Below are 26,890 nucleotides of genomic sequence, written 5' to 3'. Positions count from 1 at the left end.
CTACTAAAACGCACTATTGATGAGCAACAGCAAATGATCCGCACACTTCATCTAAATTACTAGTTTCTGAGCTTACAGCAATGAGCTTTTGCTGGGGCTTTTGATGAATGGTGTGGAGTTTTAGCCACTTGTAAATGAGAGAAACCTGTCGTAAAATAGTTTTAATTCTTTTCTGCGAGTAAAGTATTCATTCAATAAAATTGTAATTAAGAACCCAATGATGAATAAAGCGTAAAACATCCCATATTTGAAATACGCCAAACCACTCAAAAAAGCTAGAAAAACAATGACTACAACAAACATATAGGTCATCACTCCTTTTTTAAAAACCGAGACCACAACAAACCGCTTCTCTGAATTAAGTCTTCCCGATATTTTGTGATTCATTGGAAATTTTGACCTGACCAAATCAAATCGATCTGGATAAATATAGCCAGAGTAATAGCCGGAAGACATCAGTTTCTCTAGAGCTTCTAAGCTTTTTTGATTTGAGGAAATGGTATTGTTCATTTAATTATATCTCTTGCAAAGTAACGTTCTTAAGCTTTTTAGGATAAGAAGTTACTTTAAGCTTGGTCTCATTTTCTCCGCGAATAAATAGTGGTGGGATGCGCACATCTGAAATAAAGATGACATCATAACCCTCGAAAAAGAATCTTTTGTAAAAGGTATCAGTTGGCCAATTGGAAAAGCTAAGAATTGAATCATTTTTGAAGAAGAGCGTGTCTGAGTCTTTTATACCATCAAAGGTGTATTTTTTACCGATTAATTTTACGCGATCATAACTGTCACTTTTCAAGGAGTCCGGAAGCCTTCTGAATATTATTGGATAAGGATCTTTTTCAGTTCCTTTAAATGCAATACTGTCAGCATTTGGTGCTGAGGCAAATTCTAAGGGACCTTCATCATTAAATTCAAAATCCTTGGAAGAGTATGAATAAACTCCAAAATCATTGGAAAAATGAAGACCTTCTGCTTTAAAACTCCCATTTTGCAAACTAAGAATATAAGGTCGTGAGACAGTTGGTTGATTTTGAAAAGGATTGCCTCTATACGGCCCAACCCATACCCCATTCAATTCACCATCAGACTTACATGAGCTTAATAGAACAGTCATTATTAACAATAAAGTGTTTCTCATAATAGCTTTATATATCTGTGCACACTGCCTAAACAATCCATAGTGCCTTAAAAGTAAAAAAGGTTGTGGGGAATCCGTCTAATTTACTAATCTTAGGATTTTAATTCCACTGAATTTTGAATACATCTATAAATATTGCCTACACAGCCTTTTAATTGCATCTACCCTAGCATCTTCTATATAGGATAAATCAGGCAAGATATCCACCCCAGGATGGATCGTCTTCGCTAACGGATGAGACCCATCGGCAAAAGCACTCAATATCTCAAAGCCTTCCTCATAACCACAGGCTGCCAAAGCAAAAGCGGTGCAGTACATATTGTCTTCATTATCTGTTGCTAAGTAAGGAAGTAAAACTTCTTTAGGTATTTCTCTTAAACCCGATTTGACGAGTAATTCAAAGGTGTATTCTGGCCATTTTTCATTTTGCGCAAACTCAATCGCTACCTCATTACCGTGCTCGTTTATCAGCTTATTTACTTTTTCAAAAAACCAAGGTTCATCATCTGGAGAAGTGTCGTAAACGGAAACCATCCTGAATAGTTTATCAAAAGCAGTATTGAAATCGTTCATTGGATTTAATTCGATGTAAAAGATAGTCCGCTGAGGCGTAATTTTTTAAACGGGCCCCGAAAATTTGTTTTCACTCAAATACTTGTGCACATAAGATACTACCACAGATCCTTCTCCAACGGCAGAGGCTACTCGCTTAACGGATCCACTTCTGATATCTCCTACAGCATAAACCCCAGAGAGTGAAGTTTCATAAGGAGCATCTGATCGGCCTACATCGATCCCGGTCTCGATGAAGCCTTTATCATCAAGTTGCACCGCACTGTCTAACCAATTCGTGTTAGGCACTGCTCCTATCATGATGAATAAGGCGGTAGTGCTTATCTGTTGTGTTTGTCCTGTTTTGGCGTTGTGTAATTCTATGGAACTCAAGCGATCGGTGCCTCTAAGCCCTTTTAATTCTGAGTTGGTGACGATCTCAATTCTCGGATCCTTTTCAATTCGGTCCGACAAATAAGAAGACATGGTGGCGCTTAAGTCGTCCCTTCTCACCACTAGGTATGTTTTTTCGGCATGTCTTGATAAGAACATCGCGGCCTGCCCGGCAGAGTTTCCGCCGCCAATGATCACCGCATTGGTTCCTTTGCAAAATTTGGCCTCCAGTTCAGTTGCTGCATAGTAGATTCCCTTTCCTTCAAAATCACTCATACGATCAACATCGAGTCTGCGGTACTGTACGCCGTTGGCCAAAATAACCGACTTGCCATAAACCGATCTTCCGTCATCTAATTTGATACAGAATCGATCGTTCTTATTTGTCAAGCCAACAGCCCTTCTTGGGACCGTGATCTTGGCTCCAAATTTTATGGCTTGGATCTCCCCGTTATAGGCCAACTCACTGCCTGAGATGCCCGTTGGGAAGCCAAAATAATTCTCAATCTTAGATGAAGTCCCGGCTTGACCACCAATAGCAATATCTTCTATGGCGAGGGTCTTTAAGCCTTCTGAACTGGCGTAAATGGAAGCTGCTAAACCAGAAGGTCCTGCGCCAATAACGATGACATCATACACCTCATTGACCTCCGACTCCAGATCTAAACCCAGGTAGGCCGATATATTGATGGGACTCGGTTTTTCAATGACTTTAGAATTACCCACCACCGCAAAGCATCGAGAATCGGGAATGGTACATACCTTGGATAGATCTTCTATCTCCGCTGTGTCATCAATATTGACAAACCGATGCGGAATACGGCTCCTGTTTAGAAACTCCAAAAGTCGATTGGTCTTGCTGTTATTCACTTCTCCAACCAGCACAATACCGCCTTCACCCCACTCTATGAGCATATGCCTGCGCGCGGTAAAGGCACGAACCAAGATGTCACCCAGTTCTGGGACTGCGCTTATGAGCTCCAAGATCCGTTCTGACGGAACCCGAATCAGCGTGGTTGGACAATCTGCAATTCCCGCCAAAAAGGTCTTTTGCCCCATCAGCATGCCAATTTCACCTACAAATTGTCCTTCTTTAATGCTGATGACCCGTTGCCCTTTCGCGCGATCGACTATACTCAAGGCGCCATCTGTGATATAAGCAAAGTCATAAGTGTCTTGCGCAACTTCAAAGAAAACCTCTCCTTCCTTGAGGCTTTGCTCCGTGCCGTTTTGCTTTAAAATCTCGATCATCTCTGCAGATAATTCGGGCCAGGCCACAGCGGCGTTCTTATGGGAATCTTCTGAAGATCTTGTCTTTTCCATGAGCTAACTTAAACATTTTAAAGCGGAGTTATTGTTTGTTGTTTCTGATGCTGGGATTTATTTCTAAAGCGGGGAAATGAGGTGTGGGTCGAACTAAATTATTCTGAATGAAAAAGTTCCATTTCCAATTCTAACTGCGCTTTCTTCTTTTCCAAAGCGTTCAACCTACGTTCGTCGTTCTTTTTCCAGACATAATGGGCAATCACTACAAAGACAAAATAAAAAATTGCGGTAATAATGGTGAGTTTAAGGTGACTGGTCTCACTAACCTCAAGGGCATTTCTAGATCTTCCTAAAGGATCAGATTCCGAATTATATAAAGGTCCCAAAATTGAAATCAACACTCCAAACCCTATGGTTTTCCATTTATTTCTTTTGAAAATACCAGTTTCCCGTTTCAGCTTGTCAATTTTATACTGAGTGGACAAGATTGCCTTTTCCTTTACTTCTTTAGAGATCAAATTACTTTATTTATTGCTGTCGAAGGTCTTTAAAATAGCACGTTTACGGCGCTTTATCTTTTGTTTTAACTCGTTTGCCTTTCATTTATACGATTCATTCGGAAGAATTTTAAATCCAACTCCATGATCCACAAATCCATCCATGAAATCGCTTAAATTATCATAAACTACTTCCTTCTCTTTGGTTCTTGGGTCAATCTGAATTGCTTTATGGAACTCCAGAAACAACTCATGAATTTCCTTTTTCGTACTCCCCTGATTATGAAGTTGTTCTATCAAAGCCATAAATCGCTCATGGTGACTTCCACTCAAAAGATCATTAAATAATCGGTCTTTATATTTCTCAAAATCAGGTTTCATTTTAATTGGGTTTCAAGGTCCCCTTATCCCAAAGTCGGCTGGACTTTAATCTTTGTGGAATTCGGGTGGTTGGCTACTGTTGCTTTTTATACAATTGATCTCGTATCACATAAGTTTTCAATGAATCCAAGGAAAATTGATACTGATCTACAATCATGGTAGAATCTGTTACCGACTTTATTTTCCAAACGGCATCTTTATAATATTGAAATGGTCTATACAAGCTCATTTTAATCAACTGATTCGAGGGATCAAATTGTATTGATGATTTCTTCGATATGTATTCATTAAAAATAATTGTGTCCTTAGATAAAACAATATTAGGAGGCCACGGTAATAGTGCGCTCTCATCGATAGAATCCAAAATTATTGGTGGTGGAGGAAAGCTACTTTTCTCTCTTTCTAAGTAAATGGAATTTACCCAAGAACCTTCAATATCTTCTAGCTTCCATTTTTTACTTTGGTATTCCAATTCCAGAGTGTCTTTACTCCCAAAAGTCGGATAAAGTAAGGTACTTCCGTTTTCCGTGCTCTGAATAAGAAACGTCCTATTTGTAGACAATGGTAACTGCAGGTAATTATTACTATCTACATTATTAATTGAATAATTATGAAGAACAAATGGATGATTACTGGATTCAGAAAGATAATATACAACAGCTGTAGAATCATTCAGTTCTATATATGAGTCTGCGTTTTCTACACCCTCATTTTGAATGATTTTATAAGTACCTGGAACCTCTAATGTTGTACCATTTGTGCTGTCTCTATTTTGATCACAGCCAAACGCGAATATTAGTATAAAATAAAAACAGTATTTCATTTACAATAGTTGTCAACGCTCATGTTTAAACACCATGCGAACCTTCCGTGCTACGCTACACGCAGCGTTGTTTCTTGTTAAATTAAACTTTCTTCTCTGCCATCAAGGTTTTGTGAGTGATGGCGAATGTTAGCTGAGTTTTTGGTAAAGCATGTGTTATTAACCGCAGTTTTTACTTTGGCTCAGTAAAATGATTTCCTTCATCCAACCATTCTCTATTCAAGCCAGTTTTTTCATTGAATTCCTTTTGTTCACTTTCTGTAGCATAGTCAATTACAAATTGTTGTCCACCTTCATCATAATACGTGTATTTACCCTTTGTATTCAATTCATCTGTTAAATACGAAAACCTTTTAAAAAATGAATCAGCAATGAAACCTACTTTTTGCAATTTCCATTTTTTACTAATTCCATTTACTTTAAAGTGAATCCATTCATAATTTTCATCATCAACTACAATAGAAATTTCAGTGTATTCAATTTCGCCTTCAGTTATAGTTCCCATTCTTTCCATAAAATGGATATACTGATCCGGCGAGTCGATAAATTCAAGGTCAAACCAAATGCATTTGTCGCTAAAATTCAAGCTTGGAATTTTCGGACTGCTCCAACCATAATAAAAATAGAGTCGAGAGAAGGGTTTCTCCTCTATCTGTTGCAGCCTTTCCTTTCGGATTTGATCCCACATCGCTTCTCCATAACCATCAGTCAAAATCATTTCTTTCGTAACACCCCCTGCAAATTCATATCCTAGTGTTTTAAAAACTTCAATTTGCTCTTCATAAGTGACAGTCTCGGTTCTACTAGATTTAAAACCAAAGAAGCTTAATATTCCCATAATTAATATTAGAGAGGTTTTGTTTATCATAAATTTGGTTCAAGTTATGGCTGAGAGTCGATTTAAAGCAATTCTTCTAGCCGTTATTAACCACTGTCTTTTAAAGTTCTTTTTTCATTGCAATAAACTCGAAATTTTCTTTTCCAATTTGAAAATCGTGATTACCGATTTTTTCAAACCCGTTTTTTTTGTAAAAATTTATTGCTCTCTCGTTGCTGTTAAGCACGGAGAGCCAAACTTTATTAAAATTCAATTCCTTTGCTTTTCTTAATAGATGATCTTGTAATTTAAATCCAATTTTCATTGACAGAAAGTCTTTCAAAACGTAGATTTTCTGAAGTTGGCAAACGTCTTTTGATTCAATAAATTCTGAACTGGAATGCAGTTTAAGTTTTGCATATCCTACAGGTAATCGGTCTACAAAAGCTATCCAGAAAATGTTGTTTGGTTTCTTAATTCCATCTTCAATTTTTTGAACTGAAAATGTCAAATTGTAGTAATCGATCAGATCTTTTTGATCTCTAAAAAAATGTCCAAACGTTTCCGTAAACGTTACTCTCCCAAGTAGCGCAATACATTGTGCATCTTCTTTTTTCGCTAATCTGATTTCAATGGTATTCACTGGTCGTTGGAGGTTGTGAGGTGTTGGGGGTGACGGTCTCTTATGCTGCTGTAATACCCTGTCTCGGGACAATAGTATATTAACTGCGTAGGTGTTCTAAGTTAGTTGTTTCTGGGGAGGTTTTGAAGGGGTGCTTGGTTTGGGATCTATTTATCAAAAAGAGAGTTTAGTGTTTTGGGGAGGGGGAACTTTAACGGGCGTTCTCTGGCTTTATTGATTTTGGTTCGTATTTTTTGGTTTCATCAACCCATGCTTGGGTGTTCACCATTTGTTGGATAATTGAGGTAAATTGCCTTTTTGACTCAACAATCCCCTTTTTTACTGACCATCCCCTTTTTTCAAACCCTTCATAACTATATTGATGTGGTAAATCATTTAATGCCTTCAATATTTTAATTCCCTGAATAATATTCGGATGCCTTTTCCAACCAATCGATTTATTTGTAAAATCTAATTCAGAAATCCTGATAAGATTGAAAGATTGTTTATTGTAGCGTCCTTTTTTAAAATCAAGCGCAATTGCCAAGTAGTAAGTAGATATTATGCAATCGAGACTTACGTGCCTTTCTCCTTTATACGCCTCTCTTTTCCAATTACCGTGAAGGTTTGGTGCTTGATTAGGGATTATTAATTTCCCTTTATCTCTTAAAGAAGATAATTTGTTTATTAATTCATTGCGTTTGTTATAAAACTCTTGTTCTAATTTTTCCGGATCCATTTCGCAAAGACCTTCAAGTTCGGACATTACATCAATTGTTTCATTAGCGAATTCTAAAATTGGGGTTCGATACTCTTTCCATGTCATCGTTCTTTGAATACGTCTAGCTTTTCTTTCCAAGATGTAGCCAAGAATGAAGATTCCTATTGTTAGAATGATTGAAATCAGTTCTTTACTTTTATCTATAAAGTTCAAAAGGTCATTCATTGTTAATTTTCTTTTTTTGAAGATTCAAACCAGCCCTCGCCTTTTCAGCGATGATTGCTGTGTAATGTCCGCTCATCAAAAGGTCTACTAGACCTTTCTCTTTGTGGGATATGGGTTGTTAAGCAACGTTTTTCGTCCAAAGCCAAATCATATTAATAAGCTGGTAAAGCCCCTGTTATACCAGCTTTAAACGCCTTCATTGCCTTTGGTGGTTGAATTTTCAATGAAATACTTTGTGTTGAATTCGGCTCAAAATATTCATAGATTATGAACGATTCACTTCCAATTAACGTTTCAGTTTCTGAGTAAAATTCAACAGTAATTTCCAAGTCTTTATATTTTGCGATTGAAGCCCTATTTTTAACTTGACCAGTGACTAAGTATCCGTCGTATTTCGCACTTGAAAATAAACTCGCTTCTTTAATTTTATTACCTTTCATATTAACATCTTCTAATTCTAGGTATTGCATTGGATTCTTATCTTCCTGCATTTTCAGCTCCATTCTTAGTTCAGCCGATGATTTTTGTCCATTTTCTTTACATCCGAATATAGTTAATGTTAAAAGGTAGAATAAAATCAATGTAATTTTTCTCATATTATATATTTTCTTGTTTTAATTCAATGTTGCACAACGGTAACGGCTATGAACAGTTGGGGTTTATGCCCTAACTGTTCGGTTTAGCACCGACCTTTTTATTATGTTTATACTTTTGCTTTATCACTTAAGTCCCAATTGTTCATAGCCAATGATGTGAGCAGTGTTTTTTTGTTTTCATTTGTTCGGATTCCATCGGTATGCTCTTCTGCAACCGAGTTCCATTGCTTCTTTTACGGTTCTCACATAAATTCTTTCCTCGTTTTGCATTAGAACATTGTCATATTGTTGGTCAATTGGCAAATGGTATATTTTTTCTCCTGTTTGGCTGTTTAAATTACATTTTATCATTGGATAATTTTGGTCAAATGGATGCTCTTGAATTATTTGTATGCCTAATGCAATAGCAAAATCTTCTGCTGTTTTTGACAATTTTGTTGACGTGAAAAATACGGGTTTTATTTTTACTTCATCTCTTGCAAGCAATTCTGGAAATAGTGTGTTTTTTAGTATTTCAGAGCGATTTTTAAATTCATCAATAAAATGTTTAACTGTTGTACCGTAAAGTTGATTTATGTGAGCTTCTCTAATTTCTTTATGGGATGCCCAATATTTGCATTGTATAACAAGAGTTTCTTTTGCATTTCTACAAATTAAATCACGCCCTAAATCATCAAATCCTTTCTCTATTCCTACGTATTCAACCTTATAACCTTTTGACTCATATAAACTGCCAACATAACGTTCATACATTTTTCCAACTTCCCAATTGCTTTTTTTGCTTTTTAAATATCGATTCAATGCTCTTTGGTTTCTTTCCTCCTCAGTAAGCTTGTCGTATTCAGGAACATATTCCCGAACTGGGTCATCGTTATCAGATATTTTACTCTTTTTCTTTTTCTGTTCTAGAATAAAGTCAATATCGTCTGGTTCTAAATCGGAAATGAATGGAAAAACTTCTTCGTAAAGTTTTATTCGATTATAGGTCAATTTAAATTTTCTTCTTAATTCTCTATTCTCGGAAGCATAATCCTTTACTTTTTCTGATGCCTTAATCGCTGGATATTTTTTACTTCTTAAATATTCAGCGACTTTAATGTCTCTGTAATGATAAAAGTCCGCTATTATTCTAGCTAAATATGGATTGCCTTCAGAAAGCTCCTTTTTAAGTAATTCTACAGATTTTTGCCTGTCCGACAAATCTTTTTTGGCAAGTTGAATTTTCTTCAAAGTCTCTAGATTCTCTCTTGAACTTTGATTTATTTCCTTTTGAATTCTTTTTAAATCCTTGTACAAAATTTCAAGGCTTTCCTGCTTTTCTTTAAACAAACTAATTCCGAAAAGTTTCATTAGCAATCGAATATTTTGGATGATAAAATGAAACGAAGATATCTCTCATCAATTTCGATTTTTTCTGTACGATTGATTTGAATTAAATTTTCAAAATGTGTTCTCGATTCTTTCTCGTTGAATTTTAAAATTGACTTAATTGTAGAGTTAAATTTTATAAGATATATAGTATGTAGGAAATTTAGGAAAAACAATATCAATGAAATACAAGCTAATCCGAGTATTAAGTACACGATTATCATCGGATTTTCTTTTAGAAAGTTTATAAGCAGTAGAAACCCTCCAATTCCTAGCCAAATCATACATCCTGTTTCACTTTGTCTTGACATAATCTAGATTTTTTCCAACATTGCACACAACGTCCCTGTATACTGCTGCAACGAACTATTGCGTAGCAATAGCAAATGTCCGGTGGACATTTGGTGAAGGTTACCGAGTACTAGTTTTGCCTTTGCAAAACCAAACATCCAGTGGATGTTTGTATGAGGTACCCACCGAAGGGAAGGCCTTTACTCTGTTTTCAGTTTACGTAACGTTGTCTCTTTTTAAATTAAAATTCCTTCTCTTCCACCATAGACTTGTGAGTGATAATTGCTTCGCAACGTCCCCTCGTAATGAAGTCCACTTTACTCTAATTTTCGCAGAATATGCGTTGTTGTAGCCAGCTTTACTTATTCTTGTTTATTACTTGCATTTTGGAATCAGAACTATATGGCACTTTTCCTGAAGGCACTACTTTACTCGTAGCTTCTAAGTGGGTTTCTTGGTCATCAAAAAATATATGTGCTCCAAATGCCTTCAGCACTTTATCTTTAGACAAACCACCTAAAAAGTGTGCTTCATCAACATAAACACCCCACTTCCGCAAAGTCTTAATTACTCTCATATGTGACGGTGCATTTCGTGCGGTAACAATTGAGAGTCTTAAGGGAGTTAGCTCGATTGTTGTTGGTAAATGCTCTTGAATTTTTGAGAGTTTAATTAGTAACTTGGCAAAAGGACCTTCTTTTAAAGGGTCGTCAACATGCTCAGATTCATGTTTATGAAATGCATCCATGCCTTCAGTTTTGTAACGGTATTCAGATTCTTCTGAAAATAGGACTGCATCTGCATCAAATGCAATTTTCACTCTATTATCTTTAGGGTCAAATTCAGTGGGTGGTTCATAAATAGTAGCGGCAGCGGAAGCCCTCGAATCAATTACCGCCTGAACATCTTTATCATCCTTAGATAAGAATAAATCCACATCATAGGCTTCAATATATGGTGCTAATGGCTCCCCTCCGGAAAGAGCAACTCTTGTGATATCTAACTTGTGATTTTCTATTGAATTCAACATTCTCACCCCAGTTTCTGGGCTGTTTCTGGACATTACTACAACCTCTACAATTCTTTTCTCAGCCTGATTATTAAGTTCAAGTAAACTTTTCACCAGTAAGAATGCTGTTCCTGGATTTAAGGGTTCATCTTCCCGTTCCTGCTGGTATTTTCTATACCCTTGTATTCCTTCTTTTTCAAATACAGCATTTTCTTCTTCTAAATTGAAGAGTGCTCTTGAAGAAACTCCGATTACTAATATGTCTGAAAAATCTACTGGCATTTATTTTATTTTAATTAGCTACAACGTCGTCATATAAAAGTCGTGCGAACCATCCGACGCGCGCTACACGTTGCGTTTTATCTTTTTAAATTAAATTTTCTTCTCTTCCACCATGGCCTTAAGAGTGATGGTATTCATGCCTTGATTAGCCAAAGTTTAAAATTTACCAACTACTAGTCAGTGTGTATTTGTCACCTTTAAAAATGGTTAGAACTAATTTTTTATTATGGTAGAAAAAATCATCACTTCGTTCCGGTGCTGTACGGCTCTTTTCCATTAAGCTGATTCTAAACTTATTTTTAGCTAACCTCATTATTTGAACATCCTTATAGACATCATCTCTTCTATTAAATGAATAGTCATACTTTAAAACCTCTAATGCCCTTGTCTCTGTTACATAGGGCACCTCATTTTCTTGACGCTCCTTTTCTCTGTAAGCTTGAAGTTCTTTCTCTAATAACAAGTTATCATTGATATTTTTATCATTAATAACTTTCAATCCTTCAAGTTCCAATTTAAGGCTATCTCTTTCTTCAACAACCTTTTCATAATCGTCTTTTGGCACTCCGCAGCTGATCAAAATAGTTATGGCCAAGATTAAATTGATAATTTTCATTCTTAGTACTTTTAGTTTGTTGGTAACCTCCCACTATAAACGCATTGCTAATCATTAGATGAGCTTTATACTTAACGATGTTAATTCTTAATTGTCTGGGGAATATTTCTCGGGGAGACACTAAAGTTAGCAAAAACATCAATAACTGGTACAAGCTGAAATCAAAGGTTCGCGTTACACGCATTTGCCGGGCAAATGCGTGTGATCCGTGAGGGGGCCGAGCGTTTAAAAAACATCCGGTGGATGTTTTTAGCGAAGGAGCCAGCCTGCCGCGCCGGCAGTTATAGAAAATCATTCTGTAAAGCTTCCAAAAAAGGTTACGCCTCGCATTGCGAGGCGTGATCCGGATAAGAGAAACCTGCCAATAAAGCCTCAACGGCTCCGCCGTTGGTGGGCTTTTTTTTACGCTTTCCGTTGAAACAGACTGAACCCAGAGGTCGGTGGGTTACACGCATTTGTGTTACAAATGCGCGTGATCCGTGAAGGGAAACCTGCTAGTAAAGCCTCAGTTGCAAAGCAACTGCAGGGCTTTTTTTACGCTTTCCGCTGAAGCGAGCTTCGCGGACGCGAACAAAAAAAGCCCTTGCGCATCTGCGCAAAGGCTTTACTGGGTGGAAGACCGGGTTCGAACCGGCGACCTCTGGAACCACAATCCAGCGCTCTAACCAGCTGAGCTACAACCACCATTTATCGCTTATCATACTGGTTTGCTAATAAGCGGAGGCAAATATAATCACTTTAATTCCTTAGCGCAATATGCGGGCCAAAAAAATTTACTTCAAATCAAAGAGGCTGTCCACGGCTACGTAGCGTTCTACCGTGAATCCTTCTGCGTATTCCACCCCTATCAAACGTCCTAAGTCTCTGGCGCGGTAGGCAATACTCTCCTTAAAGTTAGAACTGCTTATGGGCGTAGACGGGTCATCACTCTTCGGGTCAAAGAACTGACTGGTATAGGCAAAGACCGCTTCCTGCTTCTTTTCAATATAATCGCTTACATCTACCACAAAGTCGGGTTCCAAGTTCTTCCATTGGATATAATGATAGACCAGTTTAGGCCTCCAAGCTTCTTGCGCCTCGCCATTATGCCTGGTCTTAATGCGTCTCAAGCCGCTTAAAAAGCAGGCATCACTGGCAAGTTTAGAGCCTTTGCCGTGATCAATATGTCTGTCGTCTACCGCGTTGCAAAGCACAATATCAGGCTGATACTTGCGCAATACTTCAATGATTTTCAGTTGATTCTCTTTGGAATTGGTAAAAAAGCCGTCGGGAATTGCTATGTTCTCCCGCACTACCACTCCTAATATCTTTGCAGCGGCTTTAGCCTCTTGATCTCTGATCTCCGGCGTGCCGCGCGTGCCGAGTTCACCTCGGGTTAAATCTAAGATCCCAACCTTTTTCCCAGCGGCGATCTCTTTGGCTAAAGTAGCTCCACAGCCCAATTCTACATCATCCGGATGCGCCCCAATGGCGAGTATATCTAATTTCAATGCCTTTAGTTTACAGGTTGTACTTGAGCGGTTTGTTTTAAAGCAGCCACAATATCGCCTTGCAGATCTTCCACTTCTTCTATCCCCACAGAGAATCTAATTAACTGTTCAGAAATGCCTTGTCTAGCGCGCTCCTCTTCTCCCAAAAGGAAGTGTGAGGTCTTACTCGGCAGCAGCATGGTAGATTCCACACCCGCCAAGCTCATGGAGGGTTTTATCAGTTGTAAAGCCTCTAAAAATGCTTCTGCGCCAATCCCATCGGCCAACTCAAAAGACATCATCCCACTAAATCCGCGCATTTGGCTTTTAGCCAATTCGTGATCTGGGTGAGATGCTAAGCCGGGGTAATAGACGCGTTCAACTTCTTCTCGGCTATCCAACCACTCGGCCATGGCTAAAGCATTGGCGTTTTGTTGCTTCACGCGCAAAGCCATGGTCTTCATGCTGCGCTCTAACAGCCACACAGTCATATCGCTCAAACTCCCACCAAAATTCTTGGCCAGGTTCCAAATACGATCAATATGCTCTTGAGAGGCCGCAACAGCTCCCGCACAGATATCACTGTGTCCGCCCATATATTTGGTAGCACTGTGGATCATAATGTCAATTCCAAAGTCTTTAGGTGTTTGATTTACGGGAGAAGCAAACGTATTGTCTATCATGCTGACCAAATTGTGCTTCTTTGCCAAACGGCCTATCATCGCAAGGTCCGTGACCTTCATCAGCGGGTTGGACGGAGTCTCTACATAAACCACCTTGGTATTCTCACGCACAGCAGCTTCAAAAGCCGCTTCACTCAGACCCTCGGTAAAGCTGTACTCAATCCCAAACTTCTCAAATTCTTCAACGACTAAATTGTAAGTTCCACCATAAAGCGCCTCTTGCAAGACTACATGATCTCCTTTTTGCAAAAAGGCCATAAGCGTAGTACTTACCGCGGCCATTCCACTTCCAAAGATCATCCCGGCTTCACAGCCTTCTAAAGCGGCTACTTTTTTAGAGAGTCCTTCTTGATTGGGTGTGTTGAAATAGCGCGGATAACGCTTTACATCAACGCCTTCATAGGCGTATGAACTGCTGAGATAGATGGGCGATATTGCCCCTTGGAACTGCTCGTCAGGCACTTCTCCGGTATGGGTACAAACGGTATTTAAACCTAATTTTCCTTGAGCCATGGGATTGTCTTTTTGTGCTTCTAAATTACGAAAATTGTCAGACTCAAAATCGCGGGAGCTTTGTTATCTTTACCCATGAACTGCAGCTAAATTTTCATGATCCTGATCAAGAACATCAAAGCCTTGGTGCAAGTGAGAGACCAAGGTGTGCGCTACCTTAGCGGAGCGCAAATGCAAGAGCTTCCTCAACTGGAAAATGCTTGGCTTACCATAGAGAACAGAAAGATCAGTGGTTTTGGAACCATGGACAGCTGCCCTACCGATGGATTCACAGAAGTCAAAGACGTCAAAGGAAGTTATGTGCTGCCTACTTGGTGTGATTCCCACACCCACTTGGTGTATGCAGGCAACCGTGAAAAGGAATTTGATATGCGTCTTAAAGGAGCCAGCTATCAAGAGATCGCAGAGGCTGGCGGAGGCATCCTGAATTCTGCCAAGGCCATGGGCGCCTCAGACATTACCGAGGTCTACGCTCAGGCGGTTAAAAGAATGAATGCCGTGATCAAAATGGGGACAGGAGCCATTGAGATCAAAAGCGGTTACGGCCTTACCATGGAGACCGAGCGCATGATGCTCAAGATCGCCAAGCGTTTTGCCTATGATTATGACATTCCCGTACGTACCAGTTTTTTAGCGGCTCACGCCGTTCCATCCGGCTTTGAAAACTCCGCAGCTTATATTGATCACATCATTAGTGATATGCTCCCAGCCATTGCAGAAAGCGGTTTGGCGGATTATATAGACATTTTTTGTGAGGACGGGTATTTCTCTTTAGAAGATACGGACAGACTCCTCGCCGCAGGAGCCCAGTACAGTTTAAGACCCAAGATCCACGTGAATCAATTCACAGCCAATGGCGGCGTGGCCATGGGCGTTAAGCACAATGCCTTGAGTGTGGATCATTTGGAAGAACTCACCGAAGAGGATATTCAGGCTCTAAAAGGCAGTGAAACCATGCCTGTGGCCCTACCCGGTTGCAGTTTGTTTTTAGGAATCCCCTACACGCCTGCCCGCCGAATCATAGATGCTGGCCTGCCTTTAGCGCTCGCCACAGACTACAATCCAGGTTCTGCCCCGAGCGGCAATATGAATTTGGTCGTGGCTCTAGCGTGCTCTAAAATGAAGATGACGCCAGAAGAGGCGATCAATGCGGCCACCATAAACGGAGCCTATGCCATGGGCCTTGAGACAGAAGTAGGCAGTATTACTGTTGGCAAACGCGCCAATTTGATCATCACCGAACCCATTCCATCCATAGGCTATTTGCCTTATTCGTTTGGACAAAATCATATCCAAGAAGTACTTATTAGCGGTTACAGCTATAAACCCACCAACTAAAATGCAAAAACAACTCATTGAATGCGTTCCTAATATCAGTGAAGGACGCGATGCAGACAAAATTCAAGAAATCGCTCATATTGTAGAGACCGTGCCTGGCGTAAAACTCTTGGATATAGATCCCGGAGCGGCCACAAACAGAACGGTGATCACCTTCGTTGGGGAGCCTGAACCTGTAATTGAAGCTGCGTTCCTCTTGATCAAAAAGGCCAGCGAACTCATTGATATGCGCCAACACAGCGGGGAACATCCGCGTTTTGGAGCTACGGACGTTTGTCCTTTGGTGCCTATTGCGAACATCAGCTTGGAAGAAACTGCGGCCTACGCCCACCGTTTAGGCAAGCGCGTTGGGAAAGAACTGGGTATTCCGGGTTATTTCTATGAAGCGGCTGCTAAAGAAGAAAAGCGTAAAAACCTCTCCAATTGCCGTGAAGGGGAATATGAAGGTTTGGCCACCAAATTGGTAGATCCTGCATGGACGCCTGATTTTGGCCCTGCGGAGTTCAACGAGAAGGTTGCCAAGACAGGAGTTACGGCCATCGCCTCTCGCGATTTCCTGATCGCTTATAACGTTAACCTCAACAGCACCTCAACCCGCCGCGCTAACGCTGTCGCCTTTGATATTCGCGAACGCGGGCGTGTAAAACGTGAGGGTAATCCAATTATTGGAAAGAAAGTATTGGATGAGCACGGAGAGCCGGTACTCATCCCCGGAAAGCTAAAGGCTGTAAAGGGTATTGGTTGGTATATTGAAGAGTACGGCATTGCGCAGATCTCTTACAATTTGACCAATGTTTCCATTACGCCCATGCACATTGCTTTTGACGAGACCTGTAAAGCTGCGGATCGTCGTGGTTTGCGTGTTACGGGATCGGAATTGGTTGGATTAGTGCCACTTAAGGCGATGTTAGATGCTGCGGATTATTACCTGACCAAACAGAGTCGTTCCTTAGGGATCTCAGAAAGTGAAAAGATAAAGATCGCTGTAAAATCCCTTGGATTAGACGATCTAAAACCCTTTGATCCCAAAGCACGTATTATTGAATATATGCTCGCGGATGATTCCGCCGACAAATTGATCGATCTCACGGTTAGTGGTTTTGCTGAGGAAACTGCCTCAGAATCCATGGCTCCCGGTGGAGGTTCCATTGCTGCCTATGTAGGTACACTCGGCGCTGCCCTTGGAACTATGGTGGCTAACCTATCGGCACACAAAGCTGGCTGGGATGATAAATGGGAGTTCTATTCCCAGTGGGCAGAAAAAGGACAAGCTTACAAGGACAAGCTGCTTTTCTTGGTGGATGAAGACACCAATTCCTTCAACAAGATCATGGATGCCTTTAGATTGCCTAAGGACAGTGAAGCAGATGTAGCTGCCCGCAAAGCGGCCATAGAAGCTGCTACGCAATACGCGACAAAGGTTCCTTTCCAGGTGATGCAAACCGCTTTGGATTCTATGGAAGTCATGCACGCCATGCTTAAAGACGGCTTGCAGAGTTCACTGTCAGATACCGCAGTTGGGATCCTTTGTGCTAAAACTGCTGTTTTTGGCGCCTATTTCAACGTAAAGATCAATGCGAAGGATTTGAAAGATCGCGCTTTTGCAGAAGATATTTTGGCTCGTGCTGCTGCCCTGTGTGAGCAGGCCGCCACGGCAGAAAGCGAGGTTATCGCGCTGATCAACGAGAAACTATAGCACACTTAACTTTTGGAACACAGTCTTGAAATAAAAGCCCACGAACCCTCTTTTAGCCAAGCCTTTTATGATCTCAACATTGAATGGCTGGAGACTTATTTTTATGTGGAGGATTTTGATCGGGAAGTGCTGAGCAAACCTCAGCAATATATTTTGGATCCTGGGGGTCATATTTTCTACGCCTTAGAAAATGATAAAGTCTTGGGCTGTGTCGCCCTAAAAAAAATTGAAGACGATCTTTTTGAACTCACCAAAATGGCCGTCCCGCCTGAGGCGCGTGGTAAAGGTGTGGGGCAAAAGCTCATGCAACATTGCATCGGCTTTGCTAAAGAACAAGAATGGAAAGGACTGCTACTCTACTCCAACCGTATTTTAGAGAACGCCATTCACATCTACCGTAAATACGGCTTTGAGGAAATTCCAGTAGAACCAGACTCTCCTTATGAGCGCAGCAATATCAAAATGTATTTGCCGCTCAACTAGCTGAATTTCAGCTAAGCTAGATTCTGCGTATCTTTGTGTAGCATCAATTCCCACACAATGAAAAAACTCGCATTAGGCCTTCTTTTGGCCCTGGCATTCGTGTCCTGTAAAAATGAGACCAAAGAATCCGCAGCCAGTGAAACCACTGCAGAGACCCCGAAAGTAAAAGAACTCAAAATACACCCAATAGGTCATGCCACCATGGTCTTGGAATGGGGAGATACCACTATTTATGTGGATCCTGTAGGCGGTGTAGAACGCTTTGCCAACTACAATCGTCCTGATCTTATCTTAGTGACCGACGTGCACGGAGATCATTTAAACGCAGAAACACTAGCCGCTGTAAGTACAGATAAAACTAAGATCATCTTACCGCAAGCCTGCGCAGATCGTTTGGAAGAAAGTTTTACGCCTCAATTGGATGTACTCGGTAATGGAGAGAGCAAGGTTCGATATGATATAGCTATAGAAGCAATCCCGATGTATAATCTGAGAGAAGAAGACAAGAACAAGCACGTAAAAGGTCGTGGAAATGGTTATGTAATGGAGCAAGATGGCCGTCGTGTCTATATCTCTGGAGATACTGAGGACATTCCGGAAATGCGCGCCTTAGAGAATATTGAGATCGCTTTTGTGTGTATGAATTTGCCTTATACCATGACGGTAGAAAGCGCTGCCGATGCCGTTGTTGAATTTGCGCCAACTCACGTTTATCCTTACCATTACCGAGGAGCAAACGGCCTCAGTGATGTTGGCAAGTTTAAAAGTTTGGTCGATGCTGCAGGTAAAGACATAAACGTTATTCAATTGGATTGGTATGGGAAATAAGATCAAGTCTACAGATGGATTGGTGGTCTTCTGGATCACTCATATACTGATGATCTCTCTGGTCTATTTGGTTTTCAATGCGCCAACTAAGTTTTTTGACCCCAGCGTTTGGATGTTGCTGCTTTGGATCTTCTTTGTGGTGAGTGTTCCCTCGCTACTCGTTATGGTACTGGTGCACTTTCTGCTTTACAGCGTAGACGAGCGCTATAAACGCTTGGGTATACGCCTAATGTCTTGGGTTGCCTTTTTGGTCACCTTTGAACTGTGGAAGGCCACAGACGGGCAAACCAATTATCTAGCGCCCTATTTTAGAGAAACCTTTGCTTGGGCGGCCGCCTTATTAGCCATCAGTCACATATTGAGTTACAAACTCATCGGTAGAGTCCGCAGAAAAAAAGAAACGGCTACTTCTAGTTAGTTCTAAACTTATCAAACCAAGCCAGCGTATGCATCACCTTGGTGATCAAATTGCTGGGGCGAGACGCAATGCCGTGTGAGGCCTCTGGAATCTCAACCAATACCGTTTCTATTTTACGGAGCTTAAGTGCGTGATAGAGCTGCTTGGCTTCACTTGGAGGCGTTCTCAAGTCATTCATGCCCACCATGACCATTGTTGGGGTTTCCACATTCCCCACAAGAGAAAGTGGAGAGAACTTCCAATAACCTTCAAAGTTTTCCCATGGTTGCCCCGGGTAACGGCTGTTGGCGTAGCCGTAATAGTTATCAGCAACTAAGGTTTTACTGATCCAGTTCATCACCGGCTTAGCCACCACAGCGGCTTCAAAGCGGTTGTTCTTGCCAATGATCCAAGCGGTCATAATACCTCCGGCACTCCCACCCGTGACAAAGAGTTGATCTTCATGAGCAATCCCTTTGCTGATCAAGACATCCACGCCATCCATCACGTCTTGGTAATCGTCTCCGGGATAGTTATTGAATAGTAGGTTTCCAAACTCTTCCCCGTAACCGGTACTTCCACGCGGATTTGGGTAGTAAACAATATACCCAGCCGCAGCATACAATTGGATCTCTGCAGAGAATCTGTCGCCATAGTTCAAGATAGGACCTCCGTGATTCTCAATCATCATTGGGTATTTCTTCGCAGGATCATAATTGGGCGGATACACTACCCAAGCTTGCAGGTCACGTCCGTCCGTAGAGGCCTTGTACCATAGCTCTTCAACTTTTCCTAGGGTCTTATTGGCCAAAAGATCTTCATTCAAAGCGGTCAATTGCTGCTTATTTCCCTTCTTAGCCGTGAACAGACCTACATCTGCTGGTCGGTCTGGCTTGGACAAGGTATAGGCAATATTTCCGGCCTCAGAAACGCTAAAGCTTCCACTTGCATATGGACGTCCTAGGGTAGTTCCTCCAACGGAACCGATCAAATCAGTGTAAGTTCCTTTAAGATTAAAGCGAGCGATCTTGGTCTCCCCGTATTCATCATACATAAAGTAAATACTGCCTCCATCCTTACTCCATTGGATGTTTTTTACCGATCGATCCAAACCTGGAAAGACCTCTTGCACTTCGCTGCCATCCACATTCATAATGCGGAGTCTCGTAGTTTGATAGGTCTGTACCTTATCGGTATAACCCAAAAACGCAATACGCTTCCCATCTGGCGAGGCCATTGGACTTCTGTCTGGCCCTGGAGAATCTGTCAGTTGTTTGATCGCCCCAGAATTCACATCAACGCTGTATACTTCTGAGTTTCTAAAATCGTACTCCCAATCTGGATTTCTGTTAGCTGAGAACAAAATGTGCTTTCCGTCTGCGGTCCAACTGAGTGAACTGCTGTGATTGAAGTCTCCACTGGTGATTTGTCGCGGAGTTCCCCCACTTGCTGGCACCACAAAGACGTGGGTGAATCCCGGCTTGAGATAACCCGCGCCGTCGGCCTCGTGTTTTAGTCGATCTGTAATTCTAGGGGCATCCGCCCATTGCGCGCCTTTTGGTCTTGCGGGCATTTGAGCAATTACTGGAGCTTTTGCATCTACCTTCATGGTAAAGGCGATCCACTGTCCGTCTGGCGACCAACTCAAATTAGAAGGCGATTTCTCTAATTGGGTCAAACGGGCACTGCGGCCGCTGTCCATCCACATCACAAAGAGTTCGGAACCTTTGTCTGAGCTGCCTCGGTATACCAAGCGATCCCCAGAAGGTGACCAGCGTGCGCTGCCTTCATTGACATCATTGGGCGTAAGCTTTTGATGGGTCTTGCCATCTGTAGAAACTATCCAAAGGTTGCCAAAAGAGCGGTCCTTCATGATATCAAAACCAGTACGTCGGTAGACAATTTGACTGCCGTCTGGACTGATCTGCGGATCTCCGGCATATTCCAATTCAAAGACATCTAAAGGTTCAAATACCTCTTGGGCATTGAAATCAGCAACAAAAAATAAAAGGGTGAGGCTTAGTAAGATCCGCATAGTTTAAAATTTGTATAAAAATAATCAATGTCAAAGCAATGAAAAACCCCTATTTATAAATTCCTGAGAATTAATATCTTTAAAGAAAAAAGATGCTTTTGAAACCTACACTACTCGCCTTATTGCTGGGCGCTACCTTAATCAGCTGTTCTGAAAATACAGAACCCATAGCCCAAGGCCCAGATGTGGAGACCTATCCCAACGAATGGATGTATCTCCAACGCGCCTATCCAGAAAATTTGATCAACGCCAAGGCTATGGATGCCGCTGTTGAGCAATATCAAGAGGCCTTAGCCAGTAAAGCTTCTACAGGCACTGACCTTTGGACCCTTAAAGGTCCTCTTAATACGGGAGGACGTATTACCGATGCGGCCATCTCTCCAGACAGTGACGATATTATGTATATCACAACGGCTGTAGGTGGTGTTTTTAAAACCGTAGATGGTGGAGCCAATTGGACGCCGATTTTTGATGTGGTTGGAAAGCCTTCCATAGGGAGTATTGCCATTGCACCCAGTGATGCGTCTCGCGTTTATGTAGGTACGGGAGAGGCCAATGCCAGCGCCACTTCAGGAGCGTTTTTTGGCGATGGGATCTATCGTTCTTCAGACAGCGGAGACAATTGGGAATCCATCGGTCCTGAAAATACCGATCATATTGGACGTATAGTTGTGGATCCTGCAGACCCAGACCGCATCTTTGCAGCAGCTACGGGTAAATTATACGGTTACAACAGCGAACGTGGGATCTACCGCAGTCTTAACGCGGGTGACACCTGGGAAAAGGTACTTTTTGTGACCGATTCAACAGCCGCGATCGATGTGGTTATGAATCCGGTAAATACAGACATTCTCTATGCCGCCATGTGGGAACGCACGCGCAAACCTTGGCAGCGCGACTATGCCGGCGTGACCTCAGGGATTCACAGATCCACAGATGGCGGGGACACTTGGGAATTGCTAAGCAATGGGCTTCCGGCGCCATCTACAGAAACAGGAAGAATCGGTTTGAGTATTTCTGCTTCAAACCCTAACATTATTTACGCCTCTTACACCACCAACCCGATTACCAACAACTTTGACGGGCTTTATAAATCAGAAGACGCAGGAGACACTTGGACACTGGTGGCCTTAGAAGATATTTCATTCGTTAATGCCTCCTTTGGATGGTATTTTGGAAACTTGAGGGTCTCTCCTACCGATCCTGATCAGGTCTATGTATTGGGACAGCGTTTGTTTAGAACTGACAACAGCGGAGCCGATTGGAATGAGGTCTTTGGCATGCATGTGGACCATCACGCGATGGCTTTCTCCAATTCCAATCCGAACTTTATACTCGCCGGGAACGATGGCGGCGCTTATACCTCATCAGACGGAGGAAGCACTTGGAATAAATTTCTAAACCTTCCCATCACCCAATTCTACAATATTGAGGTTGATTTTACAGACCCTACACGGCTTTATGGGGGAACTCAAGACAACAATACTATACGCACCATCACGGACGGAGACAGTGATTGGGCCTCAATTTGGGGCGGCGATGGATTTCATTGTGCTGTAGATCCCAACAACAACCTTTTGGTGTATGCCGAGTCTCAATTTGGCGGATTAGGACGTTCTACAGATGGCGGATTCAGCTTTGTTCCGGCCACCACGGGGATCAATCCATCGGACCGTAGAAACTGGAATACCCCGGTTGTGCTCTCCCCTTTTGATTCTAACAAGGTCTTTTATGGCGCATATCGTTTATACGTTTCCGACAATGCCGTAGGTTGGTCGATCATCAGTCCAGACCTTACCGATGGCGAACATCCCAGCGGATCTTTCTCCTACGGGACTTTAACGGCAATTGCACCATCTTATAACAATTTAGACGTGATCTATACCGGGAGCGATGACGGTAACGTGTACATCACCACGGACGGCGGTGCCAATTGGGAATCCATCAATGACGGTTTGCCAGACCGATACGTGACGGCCATTGCCATTGATCCAGACGATGATATGACCGCTTATATCACCTTCTCTGGTTTTAGTTTATTGGATTACGATCCGCATGTCTTTAAAACGACGGACGGCGGTCAAAATTGGACGGACATTTCCAGTAATTTGCCTAGCATTCCGGTCAATGAAATTGTGATCTACAATGAAGCTGATGTGCTTTTTGTGGGCACAGATGCCGGTGTATGGTACTCTCAAAACGATGGAGCGAGTTGGGAGGTCTTAGGAACCAATTTACCTCCAACGATCATTAGAGATCTAAAACTTCACGTACCCACCAGCCGCTTGTTTGTTGGGACCTTTGGGCGCTCTATGTACAGCTATGACTTGGATCAGCTGGTATTGAGTACTCCCGATGAAGCTTTAAAGGCGCAGGTGATTCTGTACCCGAACCCGGCGAGTTCTTCTGTGGAGCTTCGCATGCTATCTAGCACTAACGTAAAAGGACAGATCTATGACCTTAATGGTAGGGTTGTAAAATCCTTTGAGCAGCTCCCACAAAATGGAATTGTTCAAGTTAGCATTGATGATTTACAAGTTGGGCAGTACATAGTTAAACTGCAGCAAGACGGAAAGACTGCCTCTAAACAACTTTTGGTACAGCGTTAAATCGAGTGAAAACACGCGTGTTTGGTTAAGGCTTGGCAGCTACTTTAGTTGCCAAGCCTTAACTGATCAACATGACTACAACTACCGCAGCCGCATCCGCAGCAAAACCAAAAACCACTAAAACTACCACGACCAAATCTGGAATCAGTCCAGAGACCACCGCACAACTCAGCAGTGACATCAACTGTATGCTGGGCTATGCCTCGCGCAACGCCATTCCCATAGACACTCAATTGTTAGGGCTTATAGAAAATAGCTCTGTAGAGGATCTGATCAACGCGCATAATGTATTGGTGAAAAACATCAGTCCAGCGACACCTAAAAGTATACGTTATACGCGTGCTTTGGTTCAGGATGATCAACAGAAGTCCATTTTTAGAAGGCTTCCTTTGGTGCGCAACCTGATGCTGCTTGCTTTAGTCTTTTTGGTGTGTTTTGTTTTCACTGCCCTATCTCCAGAGGTCAATAATGACTCGCTAGACAAAGGAGTATTGGATAACGAGGGACGCAGCTTGCTGTTGAATTTGCTGTTTTTGGCTTCCATCTCTGGCTTGGGCGTCGCGTTCTATTTACTCAAAACCGTGAGTTCAGCAGTTAAAAACGGCACCTTGATCGCAGAAGATTCCATCTACTATATGGCGCTCATTGTTCTTGGAGTCATTGCTGGGCTTTTGGTTTCGGAGATCATTGTAGTGCCAGCAGGCGGAGCGGCAGACTCGGTCAGTCTTTTTGACAAAAGCGTATTGGCGCTCTTAGGCGGATTTTCTTCGGATGCCATCTTTACCGTCCTGCAAAGTATTATTACAAGACTCAAAGGCCTATTGGCCGCGCCAGGCAATTGATGCTACAATAATTCGAGCAATTCTGAAGCCTGATACAATTCTTTAAAGTTGGGGTGAACGACGGGCTCTCTAACTATTTCATGCTCCCAAGTGGTGTGAAACGGAATGTGAATGGCATAGGCTCCGATCTCCAAAACAGGCAGTATATCTGACTTTACAGAGTTTCCGACCATTAAGAATTCTTTGTTGCGAACGTCTAAATGACGCACCAATTTATTGTACTCTTTTTGGGTTTTGTCGGATACGATCTCAATATGATGAAAGAACGGCTCCAAGCCTGATTTAATCAGTTTTCGCTGCTGATCCAGCAGATCGCCTTTAGTGGCCACTACCAAGCGGTATTTGCCTACCAGGCCTTCTAAGGTATCTTCCACTCCGTCAAGAACCTCTACAGGAGCTTCCAGCATCTCTTTGCCCATGGCGATGAGCTGATCAATTACCTTAAGCGGAACTTTGTCGTCTGAAATACGCATGGCCGCCTCAATGAGCGATAGCACGAAAGGCTTAATGCCGTAACCGTAAAGCGGAAGATTCTGCATTTCATACCCAAAGAGCTCTCGATTGCAGTCTTCCTTATCAGCAAAGGGTTCCATGAGTTCACAGAACCGCTCTTCGGCTTGCCTGAAAAGCGGTTCGTTCACCCAAAGGGTATCGTCTGCATCAAAGGCAATGGCCTTGACATTCTGTAAATCCACTAGCGGATCAGTTTTTTGTATTTGATACGTTTTGGCATCAGATCGCCGCCCAAACGCTTCTTCTTGTTCTCTTCGTAATCACTAAAGCTACCTTCAAAGAAATAGACTTGACTGTCTCCTTCAAAAGCTAAGATGTGTGTACAAATTCTATCCAAGAACCAACGGTCGTGAGAGATCACTACAGCACAACCCGCAAAGTTCTCCAAACCTTCTTCCAAGGCTCTAAGGGTATTAACATCCAAGTCATTGGTCGGCTCATCCAGCAGCAATACATTGCCTTCCTCTCTTAAGGTCATGGCCAAGTGCAAGCGGTTGCGCTCTCCACCAGATAAGGTGCTCACCTTTTTATTCTGATCGCTTCCACCAAAGTTAAATCGGCTTAGATAAGCTCTAGAATTAACTTGCTTCCCACCCATCATTATGAGTTCTTGCCCGTCACAGAAATTCTCCCAAATACTGCGTTCTGGGTCAATATTGGAGTGGCTCTGATCTACATAAGCGAGTTTTACGGTGTCTCCAACGCTAAAGGTTCCTTTGTCTGCGTTCTCCTCACCCATGATCATTCTAAAGATGGTGGTCTTACCCGCACCGTTAGGACCAATGATCCCCACAATACCGGCTTGAGGCAGATTGAAGTTTAGATCCTCATAAAGTAATTTATCGCCGTAGGCTTTTGAAACCCCAGAAGCCTCAATAACGTTGGTTCCCAAACGCGGACCGTTAGGAATGTAGATCTCCAGTTTTTCGTCAAGTTGTTTCTGATCTTGACTCATCAGTTTATCGTAATTGTTGAGACGCGCCTTTTGTTTGGCTTGACGTCCTTTTGGCGCCATACGCACCCACTCCAATTCGCGCTCTAAGGTCTTCTGACGCTTGCTCGCCTGCTTTTGCTCTTGGGCCAAACGCTTTGACTTTTGATCCAACCAAGAAGAGTAATTACCCTTCCATGGGATACCCTCGCCTCTATCGAGTTCAAGGATCCATCCCGCAACATTGTCTAAGAAATAACGGTCGTGCGTTACCGCGATCACCGTTCCCTTGTACTGCGCCAAATGGTGTTCCAACCAGTGCACAGATTCTGCGTCCAAGTGGTTGGTAGGTTCATCCAACAGCAATACATCCGGTTCTTGCAAAAGCAATCTACACAAGGCAACACGGCGACGTTCCCCTCCAGAGAGTACGCCTATCGGTGTATCTGACGGCGGCGTTCTCAGCGCATCCATAGCGATCTCCAACTTGGTGTCTATATCCCAGGCGTTGGTCGCGTCAATCTTATCTTGAAGTTTGGCTTGTTTGTCCATGAGTTCCTGCATCTTATCAGCATTCTCATAAACCTCGGGCAAACCGAACATATCGTTGATCTTGTTGTACTCGTCCAAGACGTCCACTACTTCTTGGACTCCTTCCTTCACGATATCAATGACCGTTTTGGATTCGTCCAATTGTGGTTCTTGTTCCAACAGCCCCACAGTAAAGCCTGGAGCGAAGACCACATCGCCTTGGTAGTTCTTCTCCGTTCCCGCGATGATCTTCATCAAGGTGGATTTACCACTTCCGTTCAGACCCAAGATCCCGATCTTGGCTCCGTAGAAGAAGCTTAAATAAATGTCTTTTAATACTTGTTTTCCGGTTGATTGGTAGGTTTTAGAAACCCCGGACATCGAAAAGATGACCTTTTTATCGTCACTCATATATTTGGTGT

At 42.2% G+C, this 26,890-nt stretch carries 27 protein-coding genes and 1 tRNA gene; 7 read left to right on the top strand and 21 right to left on the bottom strand.

Annotated features, from left to right (window positions below; all coding sequences use genetic code 11):
* Positions 1-120 precede the first annotated feature (120 nt).
* The 18 genes from POW22_RS08160 to POW22_RS08075 form a co-directional block, all read right to left on the bottom strand.
* A complete protein-coding gene (locus POW22_RS08160; protein ID WP_272832149.1) occupies positions 121-510 on the bottom strand; it encodes a hypothetical protein in 390 nt (129 codons plus the stop codon).
* 4 nt (positions 511-514) lie between these two features.
* Positions 515-1,117, bottom strand: a complete 603-nt coding sequence (locus POW22_RS08155; RefSeq protein ID WP_272832148.1) for a hypothetical protein — start codon at positions 1,115-1,117, stop codon at positions 515-517.
* A gap of 150 nt (positions 1,118-1,267) precedes the next feature.
* Positions 1,268-1,714 (bottom strand): hypothetical protein, encoded by a 447-nt coding sequence (locus tag POW22_RS08150; RefSeq protein ID WP_272832146.1) that lies wholly within the window; start codon positions 1,712-1,714, stop codon positions 1,268-1,270.
* Between the two features lie 45 nt (positions 1,715-1,759).
* Entirely contained in the window at positions 1,760-3,409 is a 1,650-nt protein-coding gene (locus tag POW22_RS08145) for an FAD-dependent oxidoreductase (protein ID WP_272832145.1), read from the bottom strand.
* Between the two features lie 98 nt (positions 3,410-3,507).
* Positions 3,508-3,870: a hypothetical protein gene (locus tag POW22_RS08140; protein WP_272832144.1), complete on the bottom strand. Its 363-nt coding sequence runs from the start codon at positions 3,868-3,870 to the stop codon at positions 3,508-3,510.
* Between the two features lie 81 nt (positions 3,871-3,951).
* Positions 3,952-4,230, bottom strand: a complete 279-nt coding sequence (locus POW22_RS08135; RefSeq protein ID WP_272832143.1) for a hypothetical protein — start codon at positions 4,228-4,230, stop codon at positions 3,952-3,954.
* 73 nt (positions 4,231-4,303) lie between these two features.
* Positions 4,304-5,053 carry a hypothetical protein gene (locus POW22_RS08130; RefSeq protein WP_272832142.1) on the bottom strand — a complete coding sequence of 250 codons (750 nt, stop codon included), beginning with the start codon at positions 5,051-5,053 and terminating at the stop codon, positions 4,304-4,306.
* Between the two features lie 172 nt (positions 5,054-5,225).
* Positions 5,226-5,921: a hypothetical protein gene (locus tag POW22_RS08125; protein WP_272832141.1), complete on the bottom strand. Its 696-nt coding sequence runs from the start codon at positions 5,919-5,921 to the stop codon at positions 5,226-5,228.
* Between the two features lie 70 nt (positions 5,922-5,991).
* A complete protein-coding gene (locus tag POW22_RS08120) occupies positions 5,992-6,513 on the bottom strand; it encodes a GNAT family N-acetyltransferase (protein ID WP_272832140.1) in 522 nt (173 codons plus the stop codon).
* 190 nt (positions 6,514-6,703) lie between these two features.
* Complete coding sequence (locus POW22_RS08115; RefSeq protein WP_272832139.1) at positions 6,704-7,438, bottom strand: hypothetical protein; 735 nt, start codon at positions 7,436-7,438, stop codon at positions 6,704-6,706.
* Positions 7,439-7,590: 152 nt separating this feature from the next.
* Positions 7,591-8,034, bottom strand: a complete 444-nt coding sequence (locus POW22_RS08110) for a hypothetical protein (RefSeq protein ID WP_272832138.1) — start codon at positions 8,032-8,034, stop codon at positions 7,591-7,593.
* Between the two features lie 177 nt (positions 8,035-8,211).
* Positions 8,212-9,384 carry a restriction endonuclease gene (locus POW22_RS08105; RefSeq protein WP_272832137.1) on the bottom strand — a complete coding sequence of 391 codons (1,173 nt, stop codon included), beginning with the start codon at positions 9,382-9,384 and terminating at the stop codon, positions 8,212-8,214.
* Between the two features lie 667 nt (positions 9,385-10,051).
* A complete protein-coding gene (locus POW22_RS08100) occupies positions 10,052-10,984 on the bottom strand; it encodes a 5'-nucleotidase (RefSeq protein ID WP_272832135.1) in 933 nt (310 codons plus the stop codon).
* A 163-nt stretch (positions 10,985-11,147) separates the two neighbouring features.
* The gene (locus POW22_RS08095; protein ID WP_272832134.1) at positions 11,148-11,600 is read right to left on the bottom strand and encodes a hypothetical protein; all 453 of its coding nucleotides are present in this window, start codon (positions 11,598-11,600) and stop codon (positions 11,148-11,150) included.
* Positions 11,601-11,917: 317 nt separating this feature from the next.
* Positions 11,918-12,055 carry a hypothetical protein gene (locus POW22_RS08090; protein ID WP_272832133.1) on the bottom strand — a complete coding sequence of 46 codons (138 nt, stop codon included), beginning with the start codon at positions 12,053-12,055 and terminating at the stop codon, positions 11,918-11,920.
* Positions 12,056-12,209: 154 nt separating this feature from the next.
* Positions 12,210-12,285: transfer RNA gene (locus POW22_RS08085), tRNA-His, on the bottom strand.
* An 88-nt stretch (positions 12,286-12,373) separates the two neighbouring features.
* On the bottom strand, positions 12,374-13,090 hold the full coding sequence (gene bshB1, locus POW22_RS08080; RefSeq protein WP_272832132.1) for a bacillithiol biosynthesis deacetylase BshB1: 717 nt from the start codon (positions 13,088-13,090) through the stop codon (positions 12,374-12,376).
* A 5-nt stretch (positions 13,091-13,095) separates the two neighbouring features.
* Positions 13,096-14,265: a trans-sulfuration enzyme family protein gene (locus POW22_RS08075; RefSeq protein WP_272832131.1), complete on the bottom strand. Its 1,170-nt coding sequence runs from the start codon at positions 14,263-14,265 to the stop codon at positions 13,096-13,098.
* Between the two features lie 96 nt (positions 14,266-14,361).
* On the opposite strand from POW22_RS08075, the gene hutI reads away from it, so the two are divergent.
* The 5 genes from hutI to POW22_RS08050 are packed head-to-tail and all read left to right on the top strand — an operon-like array spanning position 14,362 to position 19,028.
* Entirely contained in the window at positions 14,362-15,603 is a 1,242-nt protein-coding gene (hutI, locus tag POW22_RS08070; protein ID WP_272832130.1) for an imidazolonepropionase, read from the top strand.
* Between the two features lies 1 nt (position 15,604).
* Positions 15,605-17,299: a glutamate formimidoyltransferase gene (gene ftcD, locus POW22_RS08065; RefSeq protein ID WP_272832128.1), complete on the top strand. Its 1,695-nt coding sequence runs from the start codon at positions 15,605-15,607 to the stop codon at positions 17,297-17,299.
* 12 nt (positions 17,300-17,311) lie between these two features.
* Positions 17,312-17,782: a GNAT family N-acetyltransferase gene (locus POW22_RS08060; protein WP_272832127.1), complete on the top strand. Its 471-nt coding sequence runs from the start codon at positions 17,312-17,314 to the stop codon at positions 17,780-17,782.
* A gap of 57 nt (positions 17,783-17,839) precedes the next feature.
* A complete protein-coding gene (locus POW22_RS08055; protein ID WP_272832126.1) occupies positions 17,840-18,610 on the top strand; it encodes an MBL fold metallo-hydrolase in 771 nt (256 codons plus the stop codon).
* Complete coding sequence (locus tag POW22_RS08050; RefSeq protein ID WP_272832125.1) at positions 18,600-19,028, top strand: hypothetical protein; 429 nt, start codon at positions 18,600-18,602, stop codon at positions 19,026-19,028. Before POW22_RS08055 ends, POW22_RS08050 begins: the two co-directional genes overlap by 11 nt.
* Here the strand turns inward: POW22_RS08050 and POW22_RS08045 are convergent.
* Positions 19,021-21,042 (bottom strand): S9 family peptidase, encoded by a 2,022-nt coding sequence (locus POW22_RS08045; protein ID WP_272832124.1) that lies wholly within the window; start codon positions 21,040-21,042, stop codon positions 19,021-19,023. The two genes, POW22_RS08050 and POW22_RS08045, sit on opposite strands and share 8 nt — an antisense overlap.
* A 92-nt stretch (positions 21,043-21,134) precedes the next feature.
* Here POW22_RS08045 and POW22_RS08040 point away from each other — a divergent pair, with 92 nt between their 5' ends.
* Together POW22_RS08040 and POW22_RS08035 are read left to right on the top strand one after the other, a co-directional pair.
* Positions 21,135-23,651, top strand: a complete 2,517-nt coding sequence (locus POW22_RS08040; RefSeq protein ID WP_272832123.1) for a VPS10 domain-containing protein — start codon at positions 21,135-21,137, stop codon at positions 23,649-23,651.
* A gap of 71 nt (positions 23,652-23,722) precedes the next feature.
* A complete protein-coding gene (locus tag POW22_RS08035) occupies positions 23,723-24,493 on the top strand; it encodes a hypothetical protein (protein ID WP_272832122.1) in 771 nt (256 codons plus the stop codon).
* A 2-nt stretch (positions 24,494-24,495) separates the two neighbouring features.
* Here the strand turns inward: POW22_RS08035 and POW22_RS08030 are convergent, their stop codons facing one another.
* On the bottom strand, positions 24,496-25,188 hold the full coding sequence (locus POW22_RS08030; protein ID WP_272832121.1) for an HAD family hydrolase: 693 nt from the start codon (positions 25,186-25,188) through the stop codon (positions 24,496-24,498).
* The gene (ettA, locus tag POW22_RS08025; RefSeq protein ID WP_272832120.1) at positions 25,188-26,879 is read right to left on the bottom strand and encodes an energy-dependent translational throttle protein EttA; all 1,692 of its coding nucleotides are present in this window, start codon (positions 26,877-26,879) and stop codon (positions 25,188-25,190) included. Before ettA ends, POW22_RS08030 begins: the two co-directional genes overlap by 1 nt.
* Positions 26,880-26,890: the final 11 nt, after the last annotated feature.

Source organism: Gilvibacter sediminis (assembly GCF_028561565.1).
Taxonomy (GTDB): domain Bacteria; phylum Bacteroidota; class Bacteroidia; order Flavobacteriales; family Flavobacteriaceae; genus Gilvibacter; species Gilvibacter sediminis.
Note: the sequence above shows the minus strand (reverse complement) of the source record. Positions and strands in the feature narration are given on the sequence as shown.